This window comes from Ekhidna sp. (assembly GCF_963691765.1).
Lineage (GTDB): Bacteria > Bacteroidota > Bacteroidia > Cytophagales > Cyclobacteriaceae > Ekhidna.
Window position 1 is genome coordinate 3,675,519 of record NZ_OY829375.1, and the last position, 18,552, is coordinate 3,694,070.

An 18,552-nucleotide genomic window follows, 5' to 3' on the forward strand; every position below is an offset into this window, starting at 1 on the left:
CAAAAAATATAAACCTAAAACCGCAAACTAATACGATTATGAAACACTTATACCGCATAGGGCTGCTATTCCTCGGAATGTTTGTCCTAACGAATGTGTCCTTTGGGCAAGTTTTTATAACTGAAATCGCTGACCCTAACAACAATGCCGGGGCGAGATACATTGAGCTTTACAATGCAGGCGCAAGTGCTGTAGATCTTACTGGATATCAGATTAGAATCTACTTCAATGCAAATGCAACTCCAGGAGCTACCAACACGCTTGCAGGTACCATTCCAGCTGGTGGGTTTTATATCGTAGCCGATAACAACTCAACGTTTACTTCTGTTTTTGGGTTTGCAGCCGATGAAGATGGCTCTGTCAACTCAAATGGAGACGATAATTTTGAATTATTAGATGCATCAATGACCATTATTGATGTGTTTGGTGTTCCAGGTGAAGATGGTACAGGCACAGATCACGAGTTTGAAGATGGAAGAGCTGAAAGAGCAGAGACCGTAACTAGTGGCAATACAACATATACAGCAGCTGAGTGGAATATTGATCATGATAGTGGCGGCGGTGACGGTGCTCAAGATGCACCAGGTGTTTACGATCCAGGAGATTGGATCGGAGTCCCTGACTTAACGGCTCCAACCTTCACGAGTGGACCGACTTCTGGAAGCATAACTGGTAATGGATTTCAAGTGACAGCTCAGGCTGATGAGGAAGCTACACTGTATTATGTAATTGATGATGCGGGAACACCTACTGCGCAAGAAATTAAAGATGGACAATTGAGTGGCGGAGCATCAGCTACCTTTGCTGGCTCTGTAGCAGTGACTGCTGCATCAACAGACGCTACAGTTACCATTTCCGGATTAACCGGAGCAACAGCCTACGATGTACACTTAGCATTAGAAGATGGAGCCGGTAATTTAAGTGCTGTTTCAACATTGACTGATGTTACGACAGCAGCGACTGATAACACGGCACCAACAGTAGCAGCACCTGCTGCACTTAATATTTTAGATACCCAATTTGATATCAATTTTCAGCAAAATGAGCTTGGAACTATATACTACATTGTACACACAGCTTCTTCAACACCATCTGCTGACGATGTAAAAGCTGGTAGATTCGATGGTTCTTCTTCTGCTTTTGCTAGCGGAACAATAGATGTAACCTTGGCTGATACTGATTTCCCAGTGACAGTAAGTGGTCTAACTGCGAGCACAACGTACTTTATTTATGCCGTAGGAGAAGATGATGAGACAACACCAAATACTTCAGCAGTTACAGCGGAAGTGTCTCAAGCAACTGCTGCTGCAAAAGATACTGATTCTGATATTCTCGCAGCAACTGCTGCAATTACTGCAAGCACGATATCATCTTTAGCTGATACTGAAGGTGAAGCTGTTGCGGTATTTAATTTCAAAATAAATGATTCTGGTACAGGTGATGGTTTGCCAACAGCTGTAGAAACTGTGGTTATTACTCCTGCTACTAACAACACTGCGGCATGGTCTTCTACTATAGCAGGAGCCAAACTGAATGACGGCTCTGATATAACAGACAATGGAGTTACCATTACAGATTCAGACATCACGGTTGATCTATCAACGGCTGCATATTCAGTTACTGATGGTGGCGAATCTGATGTATCCCTGATGATATGGCTGAATACAGCTGTAAACGATGGGGAGGTTCTTGCATTCGAAATTGCAAATGCTACTACAACATTTACTACTTCAGCAGCAAGTTCTGCTTTTGCTGATCCAGTAACTGGAGAAACAGGTGCGGATCACACAATTGGAGTATCCGCTACTGATTACGCATTCTCTGCTCAAGAATATGGTGCTTACGTATCGACAGATTTTGCTGTCACTGTTCAGGCGGTTGATGCTAACGGAAACTTAGATATAGATAACACGGATGCAATAACTGTTGCAAAAAATTCAGGTAGTGGAGCACTGTCTTCAATAGGTGGATTGACGCCAAGTCTAGTTGCTGGTGAAGTTGCAATATCAGATTTACAATTTGATGCCGCTGGAATTCATACATTGACAGTATCAGGAGCTCTTACTTCAGATAACTCTGACAATATATCAATCTTAGAAAGTGGATCTCTTGTGCTTAATGAAGTTCATGCTGATCCTTCCAATTCTGGCACCGATGGAGATGCTAACGGTGATGGTGTTGGTGATTTTAGCGATGACGAATTTTTTGAATTAGTATATACAGGATCTGTTGATATAGATCTTAGTAATTGGACAATGAGTGATGGTTCTTCTGAGAGACACGTATTTGCAGCTAGCACTACTATTACACCAAACAGTGCTTTGGTGGTGTTTGGTGGAGGTACTCCAACAGGAACATTTGGTGGCGCAACAGTACTTACATCGAGTACTGGATCGATAAGCTTAAATAATGGTGGCGATGATGTTATAATCAATGCTGGAGGTGTTACGGACATTCTGAATGTAACTTATCCGTCAGCAGGAAATAATCAGTCAATTTCACTTGATCCTGATCTTACTGGCTCTTTTGCTGAGCACAGCACGATAGTTGAAGCTGGAGGTGCTTTATATTCTCCTGGGACGAAAGTAGATGGATCTATTTTCTGTGATCCACCGGCAACTCAGGCATCTGCATTTACTTTTATGACCATCGGAGAAACTGTAATGACTGTAAATTGGACCAGAGGTAGTGGTGATGAAGTCTTAGTCGTTGCAAAATCTGGGAGTGCAGTTGACGCTGACCCTGCGAGCGGAACTACTTATAGTGCAAACGCTGCTTTTGGAACAGGTGATCAAATAGGAACAGGAAATTACGTGGTTTATGCGGGAACTGGCACCTCAGTACCTCTTACTGGACTGACACAAGGAACTGTATATCATTTCGCTGCTTATGAATACAGTACAGCAGATAATTGTTACAATTTAGTTGAGTTAACAGGCTCTCAGAGCACTGCTACTCCAAATGATAGCAATACTGATATTACAGCACTTTCTTCGCCAATTGCTCAGACGGATATTTCGTCATTAATCGACACAGATGCTGAGGCAGTTGATGTTTTTGGTTTTACTGTTACTGATGAAGGTACGGATGGTCAAGCAACAAATATTGATGGAATTGAGATTTCAGCAGGTACAAATAATACTGCTGATTGGAGTGCAACCATTGCTGGAGCTGTATTAAACGATGGAACCACTGATCATGCGATGACAATCGCTGCAGGATCTTTAACATTGGATTTGAGCGGTACTGAGTTTGTATTAGCTAATGGTACAAGTCAGGAATTCACCCTATCTATATGGTTCAATACTTCAGTAACTGATGGTGAAGTATTAGAATTTGAGATTCCAACATCTCACAACTTCTCTGCTATATCTAGTGGTTCAGTGTTCTTGGCAACACTTGCCGGAGCTGTAACTAGTGCTCAACACACTGTTGACGTTACTGCAACTGCGCTTGTATTGGATTACCCTAGTGCTGTAGCCATTGCTGAAGATTTTGCTTTAACAGTTACTGCTGAAGATGCTAATGGAAATGCAGATTCGGAAGCACGGAATGTCTCTATTACTAAGACGAGTGGTTCTGGTGATCTTACGGGTACAGGCCTTACAGGTCAAGCCATGACAGATGGTGCATTTACCTGGAGTGATTTACAACTAAGCACGGCAGACTCATATGTTTTGACTGTAGATGATGATGGAAGTGCTTTAACAGCAGATGCTAACATAGACGCTCAAGTGGTGGTGAATCAAGCAGCACAGCTATTGATTTCTGAGGTTGTAGTAACGCCTACTGGTAGTGAATATGTTGAGATCTATAACAACTCAGGCACTGCAGTTTTATTAGACGATTATTATTTAACTGATGCGACTTTCGCAGGTGGCAGCACTTACTATTACAATATTGTAACTGGAACGAACGCTGGAGGCGGAGGATTTGGTGATTGGCATGCTAGATTCCCTGCAGGATCCATAATTGCTGATGGAGAGGTTCAGACTATTTCTTTAGCTGGATCAGATGATTTCTTCGCAGCTTATGGCATTGAGCCTACATACGAACTATATGAAGATGGAGCTTCTGCTGATGCAGTTCCAGATATGCTTGAGGCAATAGCTGGCTCTATTAATGACCAAGGAGGTCTTACCGATGGTGGTGAAATAGTGATGCTTTATTACTGGGATGGCAATACTGATTTAGTAACAGATATTGATTATGTAATGTGGGGAGATCAGGCTGAAGCTATTGATAAAACAGGAATTAGTATTGACGGTCCTGATGGTGATACCGATGCAACGACATATTTGGATGATTTAGCAACAGCTAGCCAGGCGATTATATCTGCTAGTACACATGCATCAGGAAATTCGTGGCAAAGATCTGATTTTGACGAAGGAACAGAAACTCAAACTGGCGGTAATGGTGTGGATGGACACAATGAAATGACCGAGGATCTAGCAAATACATTCATTGAGAATACAGCGAATCCAGGTGAAATAATTGAGCCTGGAACTCCATTGATTACGCTAACAACCACAAGCTTTAATGGATCATTTGGTTTTGTTGAGTTAGGTCAATCTTCGGACCCTAGTTCATATGATGTTGAAGGAGCTGATTTGACTAGTGATGTTGTAATCACTCCTCCTGAAGGTTTTGAAATAGCTGCTGAGATGGATTTCTCAGGTACAGTATATACAAATGCTAGCCCTTGGACTGTAACTCAAACTGGTGGGGTTGTTTCTCAGACTGTTTATGTTAGATTCACTCCTTTAGCTACAGACGCTGTTTACAGTGGCGATATTTCTCATACTAGCACTGGCGCAGAGACCAAGAATGTTACTGTAAGTGGAACAGAAGGAGTATTCGATACAGCTCCGAATATTAGTGGTGTAGTAATAAATGAGATCCTTCCTGATCCAAACTTTACTGGAACTGAAGGATATGATACAGATGGTAGTGGTGCAGCTAATACAGAGGATGAATTTGTTGAGCTTTATAATACAAGTGCTTCGGCAGTGGATATCAGTGGATGGCAACTTTGGGATGAGTCAGGGATGTTCTTTGAGTTTCCCGCGACTACCACATTAGGAGCTGGCAATTATGTTGGTGTCATGGCTGAAGTACAAGAAGGAGGAACTTTACCTACACCTTCTACAGGTAATCTGGCATTCGAAGTTGCTGGAACAATGAGTTTATCAAATAGTGGTGAAAATGTTGCATTGTATGATCCAAACTCTGGCGAGTATATCCAAATCAAATATGGAGACGGAGAGTCGGATGCCAATATCGGTGCAAACCTTTCTGGAGCAACACTAAATGGAATTATCGAAGCATGGGGAGGTGATGAAGACGGCTCTTCACTTGTGAGAGAGCCAGCGGGTGATCTGAACATTGTTGTACATAGTGAAATTGAAGGCGCTGCAGCTGCAAGTTTTGCTGAACCAACTATTGATGCTTCCGCACCATTTATTTCTATTGATGATGCATCCTTCAATCCTAACTTCGGAAACGTCGAGGTAGGAGAGGAATCGGCAACTTCAACGTATTCTGTTTCGGGTACGAATCTTGAAGCTGATATTGTAATTATGGCTCCAGATAATTTTGAAATATCTCAAGATGGTTCAACATTTAGCTCAAGTATTACATTATCGCCAACGGCAAATGAAGTAAGTGCAACTACCATTACTGTTAAATATGTGCCTTCAGCAGAAGGATCTGAGGATGGTACAATCTCGCACACCAGTACAAATGCTGTTAACAACGATATTGATGTATCAGGTGCTGGAATCACAGATGCCACCATTTTCTTCGAAGGATTTGGAACATGCGATGCTTTGAATGGATTTGACGCTCAATCTGTGATTGGTGATGAAGCTTGGGATTGTACAGATTTCGGTGAAACTGGATCAGGTGTTAGAATGAGTGGATTTAATAGTGGTGTTCAGGATAATGAGGACTGGTTAGTAACACCAGGTATTGATTTATCTTCAATTGCCGCTGCTGACCTTTCATTTGATACAGATGTTCAATTCCCGGCATTAGACTTAGAAGTATTTGTGTCTACAGATTATACCAATGATGTTACAACTGCTACTTGGACAGAACTTGATGTAACATTGGATGATGATGAAGCAAGTGACACATGGACAAATTCAGGATTGATAAGTCTACCAGCTGGAAGCATGGTTTATGTTGCATTTAAGTACGAGTCTAATACAACAGATGGAGCTGCTTCATGGACTTTAGACAATGTAAAAGTCACTGAGACTGAACCATTCTTTGCTGTTGAAGATGATTCATTTAATGGTGATTTCGGTCAGCAAGATGTAGGTACTAACTCTGTTAGTGGTTCATTCACAGTAGAAGGGTTTGGGTTGACAAATGATGTAACTGTGACTCCTCCAGCACAATTTGAAGTATCAATGAACAGTAACTTTAATAATGCAGGAACAAGTTCTTCTCCTCTAACAATTACAGTAACAGATGGAACTGTAGATCAAGAGGTGTTTGTGAGATTCTCGCCTTCAGCGGCTGGTTCATTTAGTGGAAATGTTACAGTTTCTTCTGATCCTTTTGAAACTGTTACGTTGGCTGTATCTGGAGTTGGAGAGGAAGATGATGATACAACGCTTGGCCTTGATGATGAGTTGGAGATTGTTGTTTATCCTAACCCAGTTCAGGATGCGTTTGAAATTTCAAACAAAACAGGTAAGAAAATCAGCGTAGAACTGTTTGCATTGGATGGTGCGAAAATGAAGTTTGCTCGATCAGGAGATGTGTATTCTATTGCATCGTTGAATAGCGGAGTATATGTGCTTGTAGTTAAAGATGAAGACAGCAACGAACTTGCTCGTCAGCAAATTATCAAGCAATAACGATAACTAAGGAAGCGATAGCTAAGGCTATTGCGGAAGGCGACACGGTAGTGTCGCCTTTTTTATATTCAGAAAGTTATTGGCGCAGTTTATTGGCAATAGCATCCCATAAGTACTCGTATCTGAAAACTTCGCAGTGCTCTATATATTGAGGGTGCTTGTTGAATTCATTGGCAATAGACTCACTCAATTGATCATATGCCTTTTTTGAAAAACGTGCCTTCGTGAGCTTGCTTAAATGGGAATAAAATATTGCTCCTCTTACTGGCAGATTTCCTTTTAGATGTCTGGTATGATAGACTTTTAAACTGTTGTGCTCACTTTCATAATCAATAGAGTCTTTGGAATGTAAGAGTAAAAGACGCGCTATGATGAACTGAAACTGATAGCCTGCTTTGTCTTTAGAGATAGGCTTACACGCATTAAAAAATACTGTCAACTTCTTGTTTACGAAAAGATCAAATTCAATGGATGAATCAGAATAATCAATCACTATTCTTAAGTAAGCTGCTCGTATATGCCAAGCGGCCTTATCCATGCCATCTAGCATGTCGAATTGATAGCTATCAAACACTTTAGTAATCACCTTTGATGCCTTTTTCAATTGCCCTTGATGACAATGAAAATGAAATTGCTCTGCAAGCACTTCGAATTGATTAAATGATTCAAACGAAGTGTATTTCAATATTGAGGTAATAGTCTTATTTGCCTTTTTATATTCTCGAATAGCCAAGTGATATTTTGCATCCGATACATTTAATTCCAAAGCAAGGTGTTCGGTCATTAAATAGGGGTATGCTTTTAAGAATCCATGAATCTCACTGATCGTCTGACTCCACTCTTGGATGTCGTTTTCCTGGTGTGCTTTGATCAGGCGGATTCGTAAAACTGCCAATTCAATAAAAGGCGACTCCTTATCGTTTGCGACAAGTGGAAACACGTACTTCCCACATTTCTCAGCTACCTTCTTCGACTGTGCTCTGAGAAACTTAATTTCTGAAAGAAACATCTCAGTGGTTCCTTTTGCATCATTCACTTTAGAACTCACTTGTAATGCACGTGAGGCTAATGAATTAAATTCTTCTGTAGTATCTGGAAATCCTTTGAGATAGTTGATTTTTCGCATTAAAACGTAGCATTCAACCTCAACTTCCACAAGATGGTATTTGATCGCTTCCTTGAGTGTTTTTTTGACAATCTTTTCTGCGTTATGATAAACGTTTACGAAAAGTAATTTTTTAGCAATGGTTAGTTGCTTTTCACACTCAAACTGAACCTTGATGTAATTATTCTTATTGATGTCTGAGTGCTCGCCAATCAAGATCAATTCTGAAAGCTTATTGATCAGACTCCCTTTAAGCATAAGGAAACGCTTATCTCCAGGTTTGCTTTTATAGAGCTTATTGGAAATTTCTTTTTCGTTGAGCTTAGAATTTACTGCCAGGTCATATAGCTTCTTTAGTTTGGAATCTTTAGGAATAAGCAGACCAAAGGATTTTGGTCGATCCTGTTCAATCACATGTGCCATTTCACGAATTAGATCCATATACGCTCAATACTGGCACTAATGCAAGCTATACTTTACATAGTACCTCAGGTGGATATTAGGTTTTCGATTTAAAAGAAATGCTATTTTAACGATACATTCAAATTTTTATTAAAACTTCGATGAAAATTGATCGATTTTGTTGGCTTCAAAACATGGATTTCTCACAAAATTGAATGGCTATACATTTTAATAAAGATGGTGATATTGCAAGTATTTCGACATTTGAAAAGGATGACACGTCCTATGTGATAAATATTAACAATATTCAAGACTGATGCATATTTTGCAAATACTTTTTGTTGCATGTGTTGTTGTAACAGTTATCCATGAGATTACACTATTTATTGCTAGAAATCAGTATGATATCGAATTTGTTGCAAATTTTAGTAAGAAGATTTCTTATTATAAGGCTGCGAATTTGGAAATCAAGGAGTTTAAAGTGAAGTTTAGTAAGCATCAAAAAGATAGAATTTTTTGGTCTTTTCTTTTGATGGTTTTTGTACTTAACAGATGGTGTTGGATTGTAATGGTTATTGCAATGTTCGCCATACCATTTTATGAATCACTTTAAACTAATAACCAACAAAAAAGCCCCATACCTTTCGGTGTGGGGCTTTTTCTATATCTAAGAATTATTAAACTGCTTATTCAGCTACCACCTTCACTTGGATAGGGTGGTGTACTTCTTTGTGCAGGTCAAGTAGTGCAGTGTATTCACCCACTTCTTTGATCTTCTGCTCGAAAGAAATTCTTTTTCTATCTACTTCATGACCCTTAGCGCCTAGTGCTTCAGATACTTGAAGAGGAGTGATTGCTCCAAAGATCTTACCGCTCTCTCCAGCCTTCGTCTTGATCTCTAGCGTCAACTCACCAATCTTCTTCGCAATTTCTTCAGCATCTTTCTTAGCCTTCTCAGCTTTGTGCGCTGCCTGACGAATGTTTTCGCTGATCATCTTTTTATTAGAATCACTAGCGATGATAGCCATCCCTCTAGGAATCAGAAAGTTTCTGCCATATCCTGGCTTTACAACAACTGTATCGTTTTTGTAGCCAAGACCTTGTATATCTTCTCTTAGTATTACTTCCATGTCAGTACTTATTTAAGGGAATCTCCAACATATGGCATCAATGCTAAGTGTCTAGATCTTTTGATCGCCTGAGACACTTTTCTTTGATACTTTAGGCTTGTGCCTGTAAGTCTTCGAGGAAGGATCTTACCTTGCTCGTTTACAAACTTTAGCAAGAAATCAGGATCTTTATAGTCGATGTACTTGATTCCGTTCTTTTTGAATCGGCAGTACTTATCCTTTTTCTGCTCTCTGTTTATTGGTTCGTTCTGTAATGTCATTTGGCTGCCTCCTTCTTAGTTTCTTTCTTCTTGTTGAATTCGCCTTTCTTTCTACGCTCGTTGTAAACAACTGCGTGCTTGTCTAGCGTAGTGGTGAGAAATCTCATCACTGCTTCGTCTCTCCTGTATTCTGTCTCTAGCTTAGAAATTATTGTAGGCTCTGCTCGGAATTCAAACAGCTGATAAAACCCAGTGGTTTTATGCTGAATAGGGTAGGCAAGTTTGCGCAATCCCCAGTTCTCTTCGTTAACGAGCTCTGCGCCGTTATCAGTAAGAACTTTCTTGAATTTTCCGACAGTATCCTTCATCTGAGCTTCAGACAAAACGGGAGTCAAAATGAATACCGTCTCGTAATTCTTCATAATTGTAAATAAATTAAGAACTGTTGTTAAAAAATGAGGTGCAAAAGTAAGTAATTATTGAGAATAATCAACACTTACATCTAAGTAAATGAGTGGTTAAAAGCTCGTAACTAGAAGCTCACAACTCACAACTCACAACTCGTAACTAGAAACTCGCAACTACTTAACCATAAAAGTAACGCTACCCATTAAGTAATCATCCGTGTATACTTCTACTTTGTGCTGCCCCACTGCGTAATCACTGCCTTTGTTATATAAGAAAGTTACCAGTTGACTATTTCTGTCATACAGGATCTCTTGAGTAGCCGTATAGAATAGCTCCCTGTTTTCATATGTAAACGATCCAGAGCCTCTGGTAACATCAAACAAAACATTACCATCAGGGGCAATCACTCGCAGTAAAAGATCTTTTCCTTCTATTGGAGCAATCTCGTTTTCTACTACAGTAAACTGAATTTTCAATTGCTCAATGTGCCTGTTGCGATATTCGCCTCCATTACGTTCCTTACCCTTATCATTGATTGCAATGACGTTCATGCCTTCAATTTCAAGCCTTGAAGCCATTGCCACTTTACTCGCCAATTCTTTTTTATTCTCTTCAAGCTGTTGAACAGTTTGATTTAGCTGATCTTTTTCAACCTTTAGTGAAGAATTCTCCTCCGAAAGCTGTTCGTTAAGGACCTTCAATTGCTCTATCTCTTCATCCTTTAAAACCAATAGCTCCTTGTACCCAGCTACACGGTTATTCAGCTTGGTAATTCGCCCCCTTTGATATTGTGCATCAACCAGCAATTGTTTCTTGTCAGCCTCTAATTGTGCTTTAATTGCTTCAAGTGTATCAACCTCACCGCCAAGCTCTTTGATGGTTTGGATACGAATGTCAAGCTCATCTCCAATGGAGTCTAATTTGGCTTGCGTTGTTAATATCTCTTGAAACTGCCTTTCTTTTTCTTCTTCAAGTTGCTGGTTTTGATAGTAGAAAAAGATAACTGCTGCCAGCAATAGGAATGTTACAATGAGGAACAGTGGAGTTCTGTTCTTCTTTGGTTCCATATATGATGGCTGTTCTTCTGGTGAATTCTGTTCTTCCATGTGTTTGAATTATGCTCGCAAAAGTAGAAAAATGCGTAATTATTAAAAACGTAACGTAAAATGTTGCTTAGGCATATCTAAGCTTGGAAAAATAAGTCCAGCTTGGAAAAGGTCAACAGTTAATGCAAACTGATCTCTATCCTTGATTTCATTCCATCCCATGAGCATATCTTCTGACCAATAGATGTCATGGATGATGATACACTTGATTTCAGGGCATAATTTCATCAATGTATCAACACAGGACTTTACAGCTTCAGATTGATGATCTGCATCCAAAAAACATAATTCTGGCTGCTCTTTTACCACTAGCGCTTCGAATTCGTTTTGAATAGTACCAGTCTTTATTTGAATTTTATGCTGAAGTACTTTGCCAAATTGTTTTTTGGCGATGGAAGCAATTATTGGCGAGGCTTCAATGGTACTTACGTTTTTGACAAGCTGAGGACCAGCTAAATATAAGCTATTGATTCCCAAAGACGTGCCAGTCTCTACAATCCTGGTCACATTTAAGTAGTTGATCAGCTGAAAAAGGAAAGAAGAAAATTTTGGTGTGCTGAGCGATGTCTTAGCAATTGAGCTAATGGTTTTGCGATAGCTGTGTTTACTTTTTAGATCGTACAAGTCTATCACTTGATGATCCTTTTTCAACTCAACCCTGAGTTTTTCAACATTATCAAGTCTGAATTTTGAAGCGGGCTTAATTGCTTTATTGAAAAGGTCAAATAGGAAAGGGGAGTGAAGTGCATGTGGACCTACTGCATTAAATCTATAGATCAGATAATGCTTCAATCTGAAAAGAAAGAGCTTGACCAAGTGCTAGTTTAATTTGAATGGTACTACCATCAAAAATTCTGGAATCTCGACATTGAAAAGCCTACCATCAAGGATTCGCTCCATGATGTAATATCCACCCATCTTGCCAATGCCGGATTTAAGATTGCAGCCAGAAACGTACTGATGTATCTCACCAGGTTCAAGTATTGGTTGTTTCCCAACAACGCCTTCTCCATCTACTTCATGTTTTGGATGTGCCGCATCTGTAATGTCCCAATGACGTGCTTTGAGTTGAACCGTGTTGCTCGAGTTGTTTTCAATGGTGATCCTGTAGGTAAACACAAAGTGCTCATGTGCCGGCTGCGAATGCTCCGGCTGATAGTTTGTTTCGACTGAAACTTTGATCCCTTTGGTAACTCCAGTAATCATATTCTTGAGGGACAATTTAATAGAATTTCAATTTAATTTACCAACATCAGGATTAAGTAATTCATTATGTCCGTTAAAATTGAAGAAAGCTGGAAAAAACAGCTTGAAAAAGAATTTGAGAAGGAGTATTTCACGCAATTAATTGAATTCGTAAAAAGCGAATACAGTCAGAAACGCATTTACCCGCCAGGTTCCCTAATTTTTAGTGCATTCGATCATTGTGCTTTCGAGGATTTGAAAGTCGTCATTGTAGGCCAAGATCCATATCATGGTCCAGGGCAAGCTAATGGGCTGTGTTTTTCTGTAGCTGACGGAGTTAGACATCCACCTTCACTGCAAAATATTTTTAAGGAAATTAAAAGTGACTTAGGCCTTGACATTCCTCAGTCTGGGAATTTAGAGCGATGGGCAGATCAAGGAGTTTTATTACTTAATGCTACCTTGACGGTAGAAGCTTCGAAGGCTGGCTCGCATCAAAATAAAGGATGGGAGACGTTTACAGATGCCGTTCTCGAGGTAGTTTCTCAAGAAAAAGAGCATATTGTATTTATCCTTTGGGGTGCTTATGCTCAGAAAAAAGGTTCGTTTCTTGATCAAAACAAACATTTGATTTTGAAATCACCACACCCATCGCCGTTTTCAGCACACTCAGGTTTTTTTGGATCAAAACCTTTTTCAAAAACCAACCAATATCTGACATCTAAGGGTCTTACATGCATAAATTGGTAATTTTACGTTTACTATGGTGAATAGCCAATCTTGGTTGTTTAGTAAGTGAGATTAAAATATGAAGTTGATGAAAATTAAGTTGGTAGGCCTGTTACTGTTAATTGGATTAGCAGTAGGATGTAGTTCAGATGATGCTGTTCCTGTTGATACTGAGGTGAAAAGATTCATTTGGACTGCAATGAATCAATTTTATTACTGGCAGTCAGATGTATCTGAGCTAAACGATGCAAATGCTGCAGTATTAAATGCTTTTGTAGATGATTATGATACTCCAGAGGACCTGTTTCAGGATGTTTTGTTTTCCCAGGATCGGTTTTCATGGATGGTAAGCGACTTTGTGGCGTTAGAAGAATCCTTTGAAGGGTTTAATGAATTTGGCTATAATTTCGGATTGGTTCGAATAAATGACGATGGCGACTTGCTTGGATATGTACGCTACGTTATTGATGGAGGTCCTGCTGAAAATGTAGGCTTAGTGAGAGGTGATCTTTTTACTGAAGTAAACGGTCAAACATTGAATCTTAGCAATTATGTATCTCTTTTATTTGAGACCAGTACCATTACACTTAAACTAACTGAAATTGTGGATAATGCCTTGGTAGCTACTTCTGAAGAAGTGACCATGAGTGCAGCTCCTGACTTCTTTGAAAACCCTATTTTTATGTCCTCTGTAATTGAGGTCGATGGATCTAAAGTTGGCTACCTGGTGTACAATTCATTTATCCTTAATAATCAATACAACACGGAAATGAATAACGTTATTGCTCAGTTTAATAGCGAAGGTATTGAAGACTTTATTCTGGATTTAAGATACAATAGTGGGGGATCTTTAACGAGCTCTAGAATATTGAGCGGCATGATTTATGGAAATGCAGGCTCTGAAGATGTATTAGGAAGCATTATTTATAATGAGAAACTATCCGACTTTAATACAGACCTTACTTTTTTAACAGAGATTCCGGTTTTCAATGATCAAGGAGAACAAGTTTCTAATTCGGCAATGAACAGACTTAACCTAAATAAAATCTATGTGCTGACCAGCAGTAGTACTGCATCAGCCTCAGAATTTGTAATAGCTGGGCTACTTCCTTTTATGGATGTCACACTTATCGGTGATCAGACTGTTGGGAAAAATGTAGGATCTATTACACTGTATGATTCTGAGGATTACTTAAAGTCCTCTTCTCTTAATCCTAATCATACTTATGCCATACAGCCTATTATCAGCCAATTGGCAAATTCTGAAGGCTTTACAGACTATATTGATGGATTTACTCCTGATGTGCAGTTAAGAGAAATTGATTTCCTTGATGATTTGAAACCACTAGGTGATCTGAGTGAACCGCTTTTAGCTGAAGCTTTATCCATGATCACAGGTTCTGGACGTTTATCTCAAAAGTCGAACATGAATAATAGCAATATGCAGCCATTTAAGGATGTTCGATTGAAGCAGCCGACAAGCACGATTAGAATAGACGATTCTGAAATTATTAAAGTAATAGGTAAGCAAGTGTTCTAATCAATGATATGAGTCATAACATAGAACACTTTTACAGACCAGATCATCAAAAAAAGGCATTCCTTCCGGGATGCCTTGCTTTGTTTTTCTTCCTTGGGCTGGGTGTAGCCTTTATAATAGGATTGTTTTACTTCGTTGGCTGGATTTCTTGATTATTCTATTCCGTTGAATAATCGCCCCCATCTTATTTTGTTAATGAAGCTTGCATTGGTATCGTAAGACATCCAAATAAATGATGCTTCACCAACGATATTATCCTCAGGCACAAATCCCCAATAACGAGAATCATCTGACGCATGACGATTGTCTCCCATCATGAAATAATAGTCTTTCTTAAATGTATATTCAGAAACACTTTCTCCATTCACAGTCAGTTTGTCAATATTGATTTCAACAGAATCATTTCCTTCATAGTCTGAAATTGTTGATCCATACATTGCTAAATTTTCCTCGTTTACTTCAATGGTCATACCTCTTGCAGGAACAGTTAATGGTCCGTAAAAATCTCTGTTCCACCTGAAGTAAGTGGCATTTGGGAAAATGTTTCTCTCTGGGTCTGTTTCCGGAATTAATTGTAGCGTTACACTCTCAACAAATGGCAGCTTTTCAAATTCCTCTGCCACTGCTTTAGGCATATGAACGAAAAATCCATTAGCATGTCTTGAGACACTGTTATGAGGATTTACATTTAAATTTTCGAATACACGTTCACGTATATTTTCATTCGTTCTCACAAAGTATTGGTGCTGCATCAAAGGAGGATTCTCTTGAGCTTCACCATTCACATATACTTGCGTGTTTTTTATTTCTATCGTCTCACCAGCAATAGCTACACACCGTTTGATGTAGTGCGTTTTGAGATCCATAGGATGGTAATCTCCGTCTCTGCGCTGATTGTAGTTGTCATTAACAGGATAGTTAAAAACTACCACATCGTTTCTTTCTACTTTGCCTAAAGATGGAAGTCTTAAGCTAGGCAATGAAACGCCTGGGATGTATGAAGGAATTTCAGTACCCCAGATTGTTTGATGGGTTAAAGGAATCTGTAGTGGGGTCTGAGGGGTACGGGGACCATACTCAGCTTTACTTACAAATAGAAAATCCCCCACAAGTAGCGACCTTTCCATTGATCCAGTAGGAATAACATAAGCCTCCATGAATATCCATCGTACGAATGTTGCGCAGAAAACAGCAAACACAATTGCTTCGAACCACTCTTTACCAAAAGACTTGTTCGGTTTAGGGATTTCAGTCGCCTTATCTATGTATTTAGTATCGGACCAAGCGATATAGTTCATGTAGATTGGTGCTAAAACAACTCCCAAAACTTGATCTAGATAAGTGTACTTACCAAAAGACTTCATCAAATCAAGATGCATGGTAAGTCCCACGAAGAAGTTAATTACCGGAACAAAAAGTAGCAGCACCCACCATTTAGGACGCCCAACAATTTCAAGGTGTATGTAGTAATTTAAAATTGGCACAAATCCTTTCCAGCCTTCTTTTCCTGCTTTTTCAAAGAATTTGTAATAAGCTGTTCCTTGTAAAACGTACCATAGAATTAGGAACGTTATGACAAAGACCGGATTAAAATCGTGAAAGTACATATGGTTAGTTATCGTTTATGAATTCGGACATAGTATAAACTCCTTTCTTTTTATGAATCCAGTCAGCGACTTTAACTACACCCTCAGCAAATACGCTTCGATCATGTGCAGTATGAGTTATTTCAATAGACTCTAAAGGAGACGAGTAGCTTACGGTATGAGTGCCCGGTACGTTGGGTGTTCTTTCCGAAACTATTCCTAATTTTTTATGATCGGCAGATTCATCATTTATCCATTCCGAAATAGAAGGGTGAGAGGCCATTATTCCCTCTGCCAAGGTAATTGCTGTGCCACTAGGACTATCCTTCTTCTCAGTGTGGTGAATTTCTTTCATCGAAGGTTGAAAATCAAGCGATGACATCTTGTTAGCTAGCCATTTATTTAGCTCGAAAAACAGATTTACTCCAATGCTGAAGTTAGAAGCATATAAGAAGGTGCCATTGTTCTGGACACATTGTTCTTCTATAGCAGCTAATTTTTCCAGCCAGCCAGTAGTTCCAGAAATAACTGGAATGCCTTTACTTATGCAGTGGGATATATTGGCATATGCGGATTCTGGTTGCGTAAACTCTATGGCGATATCTACATTAGATATGGATAATTGCTCAAGTTCGTTTGAATCCTGAATGGTGATAGCAATATCGTGACCCTGCTGTATAGCAATCTTTTCGATGGCTTTGCCCATCTTTCCGTATCCGATCAGTGCTATTCTCATTGATTGATTTTCAGTACAAATGAAACTCCTACAGCCTGCGAAAGTAATGGAGTTGACTGAATTGATGGCTCTATACCGAAAGCAAGTTTGTCATTGATCTTAAATTCTTCAAGATGGGCGGATACATGAGCATCCACAATTTGAAGTATATAAAATGCAGATCCAAGAATGATGAGAAAGTCTCGGTTTCTTCTAAAAACGTCTCTATTTCTTACAAGCGAGGATTCAGAGGTGATAATAGATTGATAAGGATTGGTCAACCCCTGCGACGTTAACAAAGCCGCATTTCTCAGTCCATGATATACTTGGTTGTTGTAGTGGATAAAGTGACCGAATGTAAGCATTCCTGCGAGCACAATCGGAACTTTCCAGTATTGTTTGTTATAGGCTTGACCCAACCCTGGGGCTAACGCAGATAGGAGAGCAGCTCGTTGCGGATCTAGTTCTGAAATTTCCTCAAATAACTCTGCGTTTTCTTCTGCTTTAACAAAAGTAGAATCATCAATTAAAACAGGCTGATCCTGAGCCAATAGTGATAGGCTCAAAGAGCAGAAGCTAATTACGAATAGTAGTCTTTTCATCATTCGCGCGATTGCGTTGCAAAGTTCGCGCCTAAAGCTGAATTATTAAGGAATTCGGCAAATATTTATATTAGAATAAGGAAATTATAATTCTAAAATTTCAAGAATTCTGTTCAAATCTTGTGTTGATGAAAAAGGAATTTTGATTTCTCCCTTGTTTTGATCATTCGACTTGATAGCAATCTTAGAGCCAAAATGAGTAGATAATTTGTCCTGTAACTTCTTGATTTCAGGATCTACTGAAGGGACCTTCGCTTCTTTAGACGCTGACTTACCATTACCTCTAACAAGTTCTTCAACCTTTCTCACTGACAGTTCATTCTTGATGATTTGGTTGAAAATGTCAAGTTGAAGGGTAACATCATCGATAGAGATCAAGGCTCTTGCATGTCCCATGCTTAGCTTACCATCTCTTAATGCTACCTGTATATCTGGCGGGAGTTTCAGTAAACGTAGGTAATTGGTGACCGTGCTTCTATTTTTTCCTACACGCTCACCAAGTTGCTCCTGTTTTAAATCACACTCTGCCAAGAGTCGCTGATAACTGAGCGCAATTTCTATTGCGTTTAAGTTCTCGCGTTGAATGTTTTCGATAAGAGCCATTTCCAGCATCTGCTGATCATCAGCGATACGTATGTATGCAGGTATGGTCTTTAATCCAGCACGCTGGCTGGCTTGAAATCTTCTTTCACCCGAGATCAACTGAAATTCATTTTCACTTAATGCTCGGACAGTAATTGGTTGGATGATGCCTTGAACCTTTATCGACTCGGCAAGCTCATTCAATGCTTCTTCATCAAAGTCTGATCTTGGTTGCCAAGGGTTGGTTTCTATCTTCGAAATTTCAATTTCGCTGATTGCACCTTTTGGGGTGGCTCCAGAGCCACTAATTTTTTCTTTCTCTCCAGAATCTTCAAGAAGTGCCCCTAGGCCTCTTCCTAAGCCTGATCTTTTCTTAAACTTACTCTCTGCCAT

Annotated in this window: 16 protein-coding genes; 5 read left to right on the forward strand and 11 right to left on the reverse strand. The window is 39.4% G+C overall.

Annotated elements, in window-relative coordinates; all coding sequences use genetic code 11:
- Positions 1-38 precede the first annotated feature (38 nt).
- Positions 39-6,869, forward strand: coding sequence for a lamin tail domain-containing protein (locus tag ACY650_RS16610; protein WP_462249120.1), 6,831 nt, complete (start codon positions 39-41; stop codon positions 6,867-6,869).
- Between the two features lie 76 nt (positions 6,870-6,945).
- Here ACY650_RS16610 and ACY650_RS16615 read toward each other — a convergent pair whose 3' ends face one another.
- The gene (locus ACY650_RS16615; protein WP_462249122.1) at positions 6,946-8,415 is read right to left on the reverse strand and encodes a hypothetical protein; all 1,470 of its coding nucleotides are present in this window, start codon (positions 8,413-8,415) and stop codon (positions 6,946-6,948) included.
- 277 nt (positions 8,416-8,692) lie between these two features.
- Between ACY650_RS16615 and ACY650_RS16620 the strand changes: the two genes are divergently transcribed.
- The gene (locus tag ACY650_RS16620; protein ID WP_462249124.1) at positions 8,693-8,989 is read left to right on the forward strand and encodes a hypothetical protein; all 297 of its coding nucleotides are present in this window, start codon (positions 8,693-8,695) and stop codon (positions 8,987-8,989) included.
- A 73-nt stretch (positions 8,990-9,062) separates the two neighbouring features.
- Here ACY650_RS16620 and rplI read toward each other — a convergent pair whose 3' ends face one another.
- The 6 genes from rplI to apaG all read right to left on the reverse strand — a co-directional run bounded on the left by rplI (position 9,063) and on the right by apaG (position 12,426).
- Positions 9,063-9,506 (reverse strand): 50S ribosomal protein L9, encoded by a 444-nt coding sequence (gene rplI, locus ACY650_RS16625; protein ID WP_462249125.1) that lies wholly within the window; start codon positions 9,504-9,506, stop codon positions 9,063-9,065.
- 8 nt (positions 9,507-9,514) lie between these two features.
- Complete coding sequence (gene rpsR, locus ACY650_RS16630) at positions 9,515-9,766, reverse strand: 30S ribosomal protein S18 (protein WP_348277622.1); 252 nt, start codon at positions 9,764-9,766, stop codon at positions 9,515-9,517.
- Positions 9,763-10,128, reverse strand: coding sequence for a 30S ribosomal protein S6 (rpsF, locus tag ACY650_RS16635; protein WP_462249127.1), 366 nt, complete (start codon positions 10,126-10,128; stop codon positions 9,763-9,765). Before rpsF ends, rpsR begins: the two co-directional genes overlap by 4 nt.
- Before the next feature lie 159 nt (positions 10,129-10,287).
- A complete protein-coding gene (locus tag ACY650_RS16640; RefSeq protein WP_462249129.1) occupies positions 10,288-11,220 on the reverse strand; it encodes a chromosome segregation protein SMC in 933 nt (310 codons plus the stop codon).
- A 42-nt stretch (positions 11,221-11,262) separates the two neighbouring features.
- Positions 11,263-12,036: an O-methyltransferase gene (locus ACY650_RS16645; protein WP_462249131.1), complete on the reverse strand. Its 774-nt coding sequence runs from the start codon at positions 12,034-12,036 to the stop codon at positions 11,263-11,265.
- Between the two features lie 3 nt (positions 12,037-12,039).
- Positions 12,040-12,426, reverse strand: coding sequence for a Co2+/Mg2+ efflux protein ApaG (gene apaG, locus ACY650_RS16650; protein ID WP_462254419.1), 387 nt, complete (start codon positions 12,424-12,426; stop codon positions 12,040-12,042).
- A 66-nt stretch (positions 12,427-12,492) separates the two neighbouring features.
- On the opposite strand from apaG, the gene ACY650_RS16655 reads away from it, so the two are divergent.
- The 3 genes from ACY650_RS16655 to ACY650_RS16665 all read left to right on the forward strand — a co-directional run bounded on the left by ACY650_RS16655 (position 12,493) and on the right by ACY650_RS16665 (position 14,826).
- Complete coding sequence (locus tag ACY650_RS16655; RefSeq protein ID WP_462249133.1) at positions 12,493-13,155, forward strand: uracil-DNA glycosylase; 663 nt, start codon at positions 12,493-12,495, stop codon at positions 13,153-13,155.
- A gap of 67 nt (positions 13,156-13,222) precedes the next feature.
- The gene (locus tag ACY650_RS16660) at positions 13,223-14,674 is read left to right on the forward strand and encodes a S41 family peptidase (protein WP_462249135.1); all 1,452 of its coding nucleotides are present in this window, start codon (positions 13,223-13,225) and stop codon (positions 14,672-14,674) included.
- Between the two features lie 8 nt (positions 14,675-14,682).
- Positions 14,683-14,826, forward strand: a complete 144-nt coding sequence (locus ACY650_RS16665) for a hypothetical protein (protein WP_462249137.1) — start codon at positions 14,683-14,685, stop codon at positions 14,824-14,826.
- On the opposite strand, the gene lepB is transcribed toward ACY650_RS16665, so the two are convergent.
- The 4 genes from lepB to ACY650_RS16685 all read right to left on the reverse strand — a co-directional run bounded on the left by lepB (position 14,827) and on the right by ACY650_RS16685 (position 18,552).
- The gene (gene lepB, locus ACY650_RS16670) at positions 14,827-16,281 is read right to left on the reverse strand and encodes a signal peptidase I (RefSeq protein ID WP_462249139.1); all 1,455 of its coding nucleotides are present in this window, start codon (positions 16,279-16,281) and stop codon (positions 14,827-14,829) included. It lies immediately after the preceding gene.
- 4 nt (positions 16,282-16,285) lie between these two features.
- On the reverse strand, positions 16,286-16,996 hold the full coding sequence (gene dapB / locus ACY650_RS16675) for a 4-hydroxy-tetrahydrodipicolinate reductase (protein WP_462249141.1): 711 nt from the start codon (positions 16,994-16,996) through the stop codon (positions 16,286-16,288).
- On the reverse strand, positions 16,993-17,580 hold the full coding sequence (locus ACY650_RS16680) for a DUF5683 domain-containing protein (RefSeq protein ID WP_462249143.1): 588 nt from the start codon (positions 17,578-17,580) through the stop codon (positions 16,993-16,995). The genes dapB and ACY650_RS16680 overlap by 4 nt, the downstream gene beginning before the upstream one ends.
- Positions 17,581-17,661: 81 nt before the next feature.
- Positions 17,662-18,552 (reverse strand): ParB/RepB/Spo0J family partition protein, encoded by an 891-nt coding sequence (locus ACY650_RS16685; RefSeq protein WP_462249145.1) that lies wholly within the window; start codon positions 18,550-18,552, stop codon positions 17,662-17,664.

Excerpts from the sequence above, each read along its gene's own strand:
- rpsF (WP_462249127.1), bottom strand. The coding sequence starts at position 10,128 with ATGAAGAATTACGAGACGGTATTCATTTTGACTCCCGTTTTGTCTGAA.
- rplI (WP_462249125.1), bottom strand. The coding sequence starts at position 9,506 with ATGGAAGTAATACTAAGAGAAGATATACAAGGTCTTGGCTACAAAAAC.
- ACY650_RS16685 (WP_462249145.1), bottom strand. The coding sequence starts at position 18,552 with ATGGCAGAGAGTAAGTTTAAGAAAAGATCAGGCTTAGGAAGAGGCCTA.
- ACY650_RS16610 (WP_462249120.1), top strand. The coding sequence starts at position 39 with ATGAAACACTTATACCGCATAGGGCTGCTATTCCTCGGAATGTTTGTC.
- ACY650_RS16660 (WP_462249135.1), top strand. The coding sequence starts at position 13,223 with ATGAAAATTAAGTTGGTAGGCCTGTTACTGTTAATTGGATTAGCAGTA.
- lepB (WP_462249139.1), bottom strand. The coding sequence starts at position 16,281 with ATGTACTTTCACGATTTTAATCCGGTCTTTGTCATAACGTTCCTAATT.
- rpsR (WP_348277622.1), bottom strand. The coding sequence starts at position 9,766 with ATGACATTACAGAACGAACCAATAAACAGAGAGCAGAAAAAGGATAAG.
- ACY650_RS16615 (WP_462249122.1), bottom strand. The coding sequence starts at position 8,415 with ATGGATCTAATTCGTGAAATGGCACATGTGATTGAACAGGATCGACCA.
- ACY650_RS16620 (WP_462249124.1), top strand. The coding sequence starts at position 8,693 with ATGCATATTTTGCAAATACTTTTTGTTGCATGTGTTGTTGTAACAGTT.
- ACY650_RS16655 (WP_462249133.1), top strand. The coding sequence starts at position 12,493 with ATGTCCGTTAAAATTGAAGAAAGCTGGAAAAAACAGCTTGAAAAAGAA.
- ACY650_RS16640 (WP_462249129.1), bottom strand. The coding sequence starts at position 11,220 with ATGGAAGAACAGAATTCACCAGAAGAACAGCCATCATATATGGAACCA.
- dapB (WP_462249141.1), bottom strand. The coding sequence starts at position 16,996 with ATGAGAATAGCACTGATCGGATACGGAAAGATGGGCAAAGCCATCGAA.
- ACY650_RS16665 (WP_462249137.1), top strand. The coding sequence starts at position 14,683 with ATGAGTCATAACATAGAACACTTTTACAGACCAGATCATCAAAAAAAG.
- apaG (WP_462254419.1), bottom strand. The coding sequence starts at position 12,426 with ATGATTACTGGAGTTACCAAAGGGATCAAAGTTTCAGTCGAAACAAAC.
- ACY650_RS16680 (WP_462249143.1), bottom strand. The coding sequence starts at position 17,580 with ATGATGAAAAGACTACTATTCGTAATTAGCTTCTGCTCTTTGAGCCTA.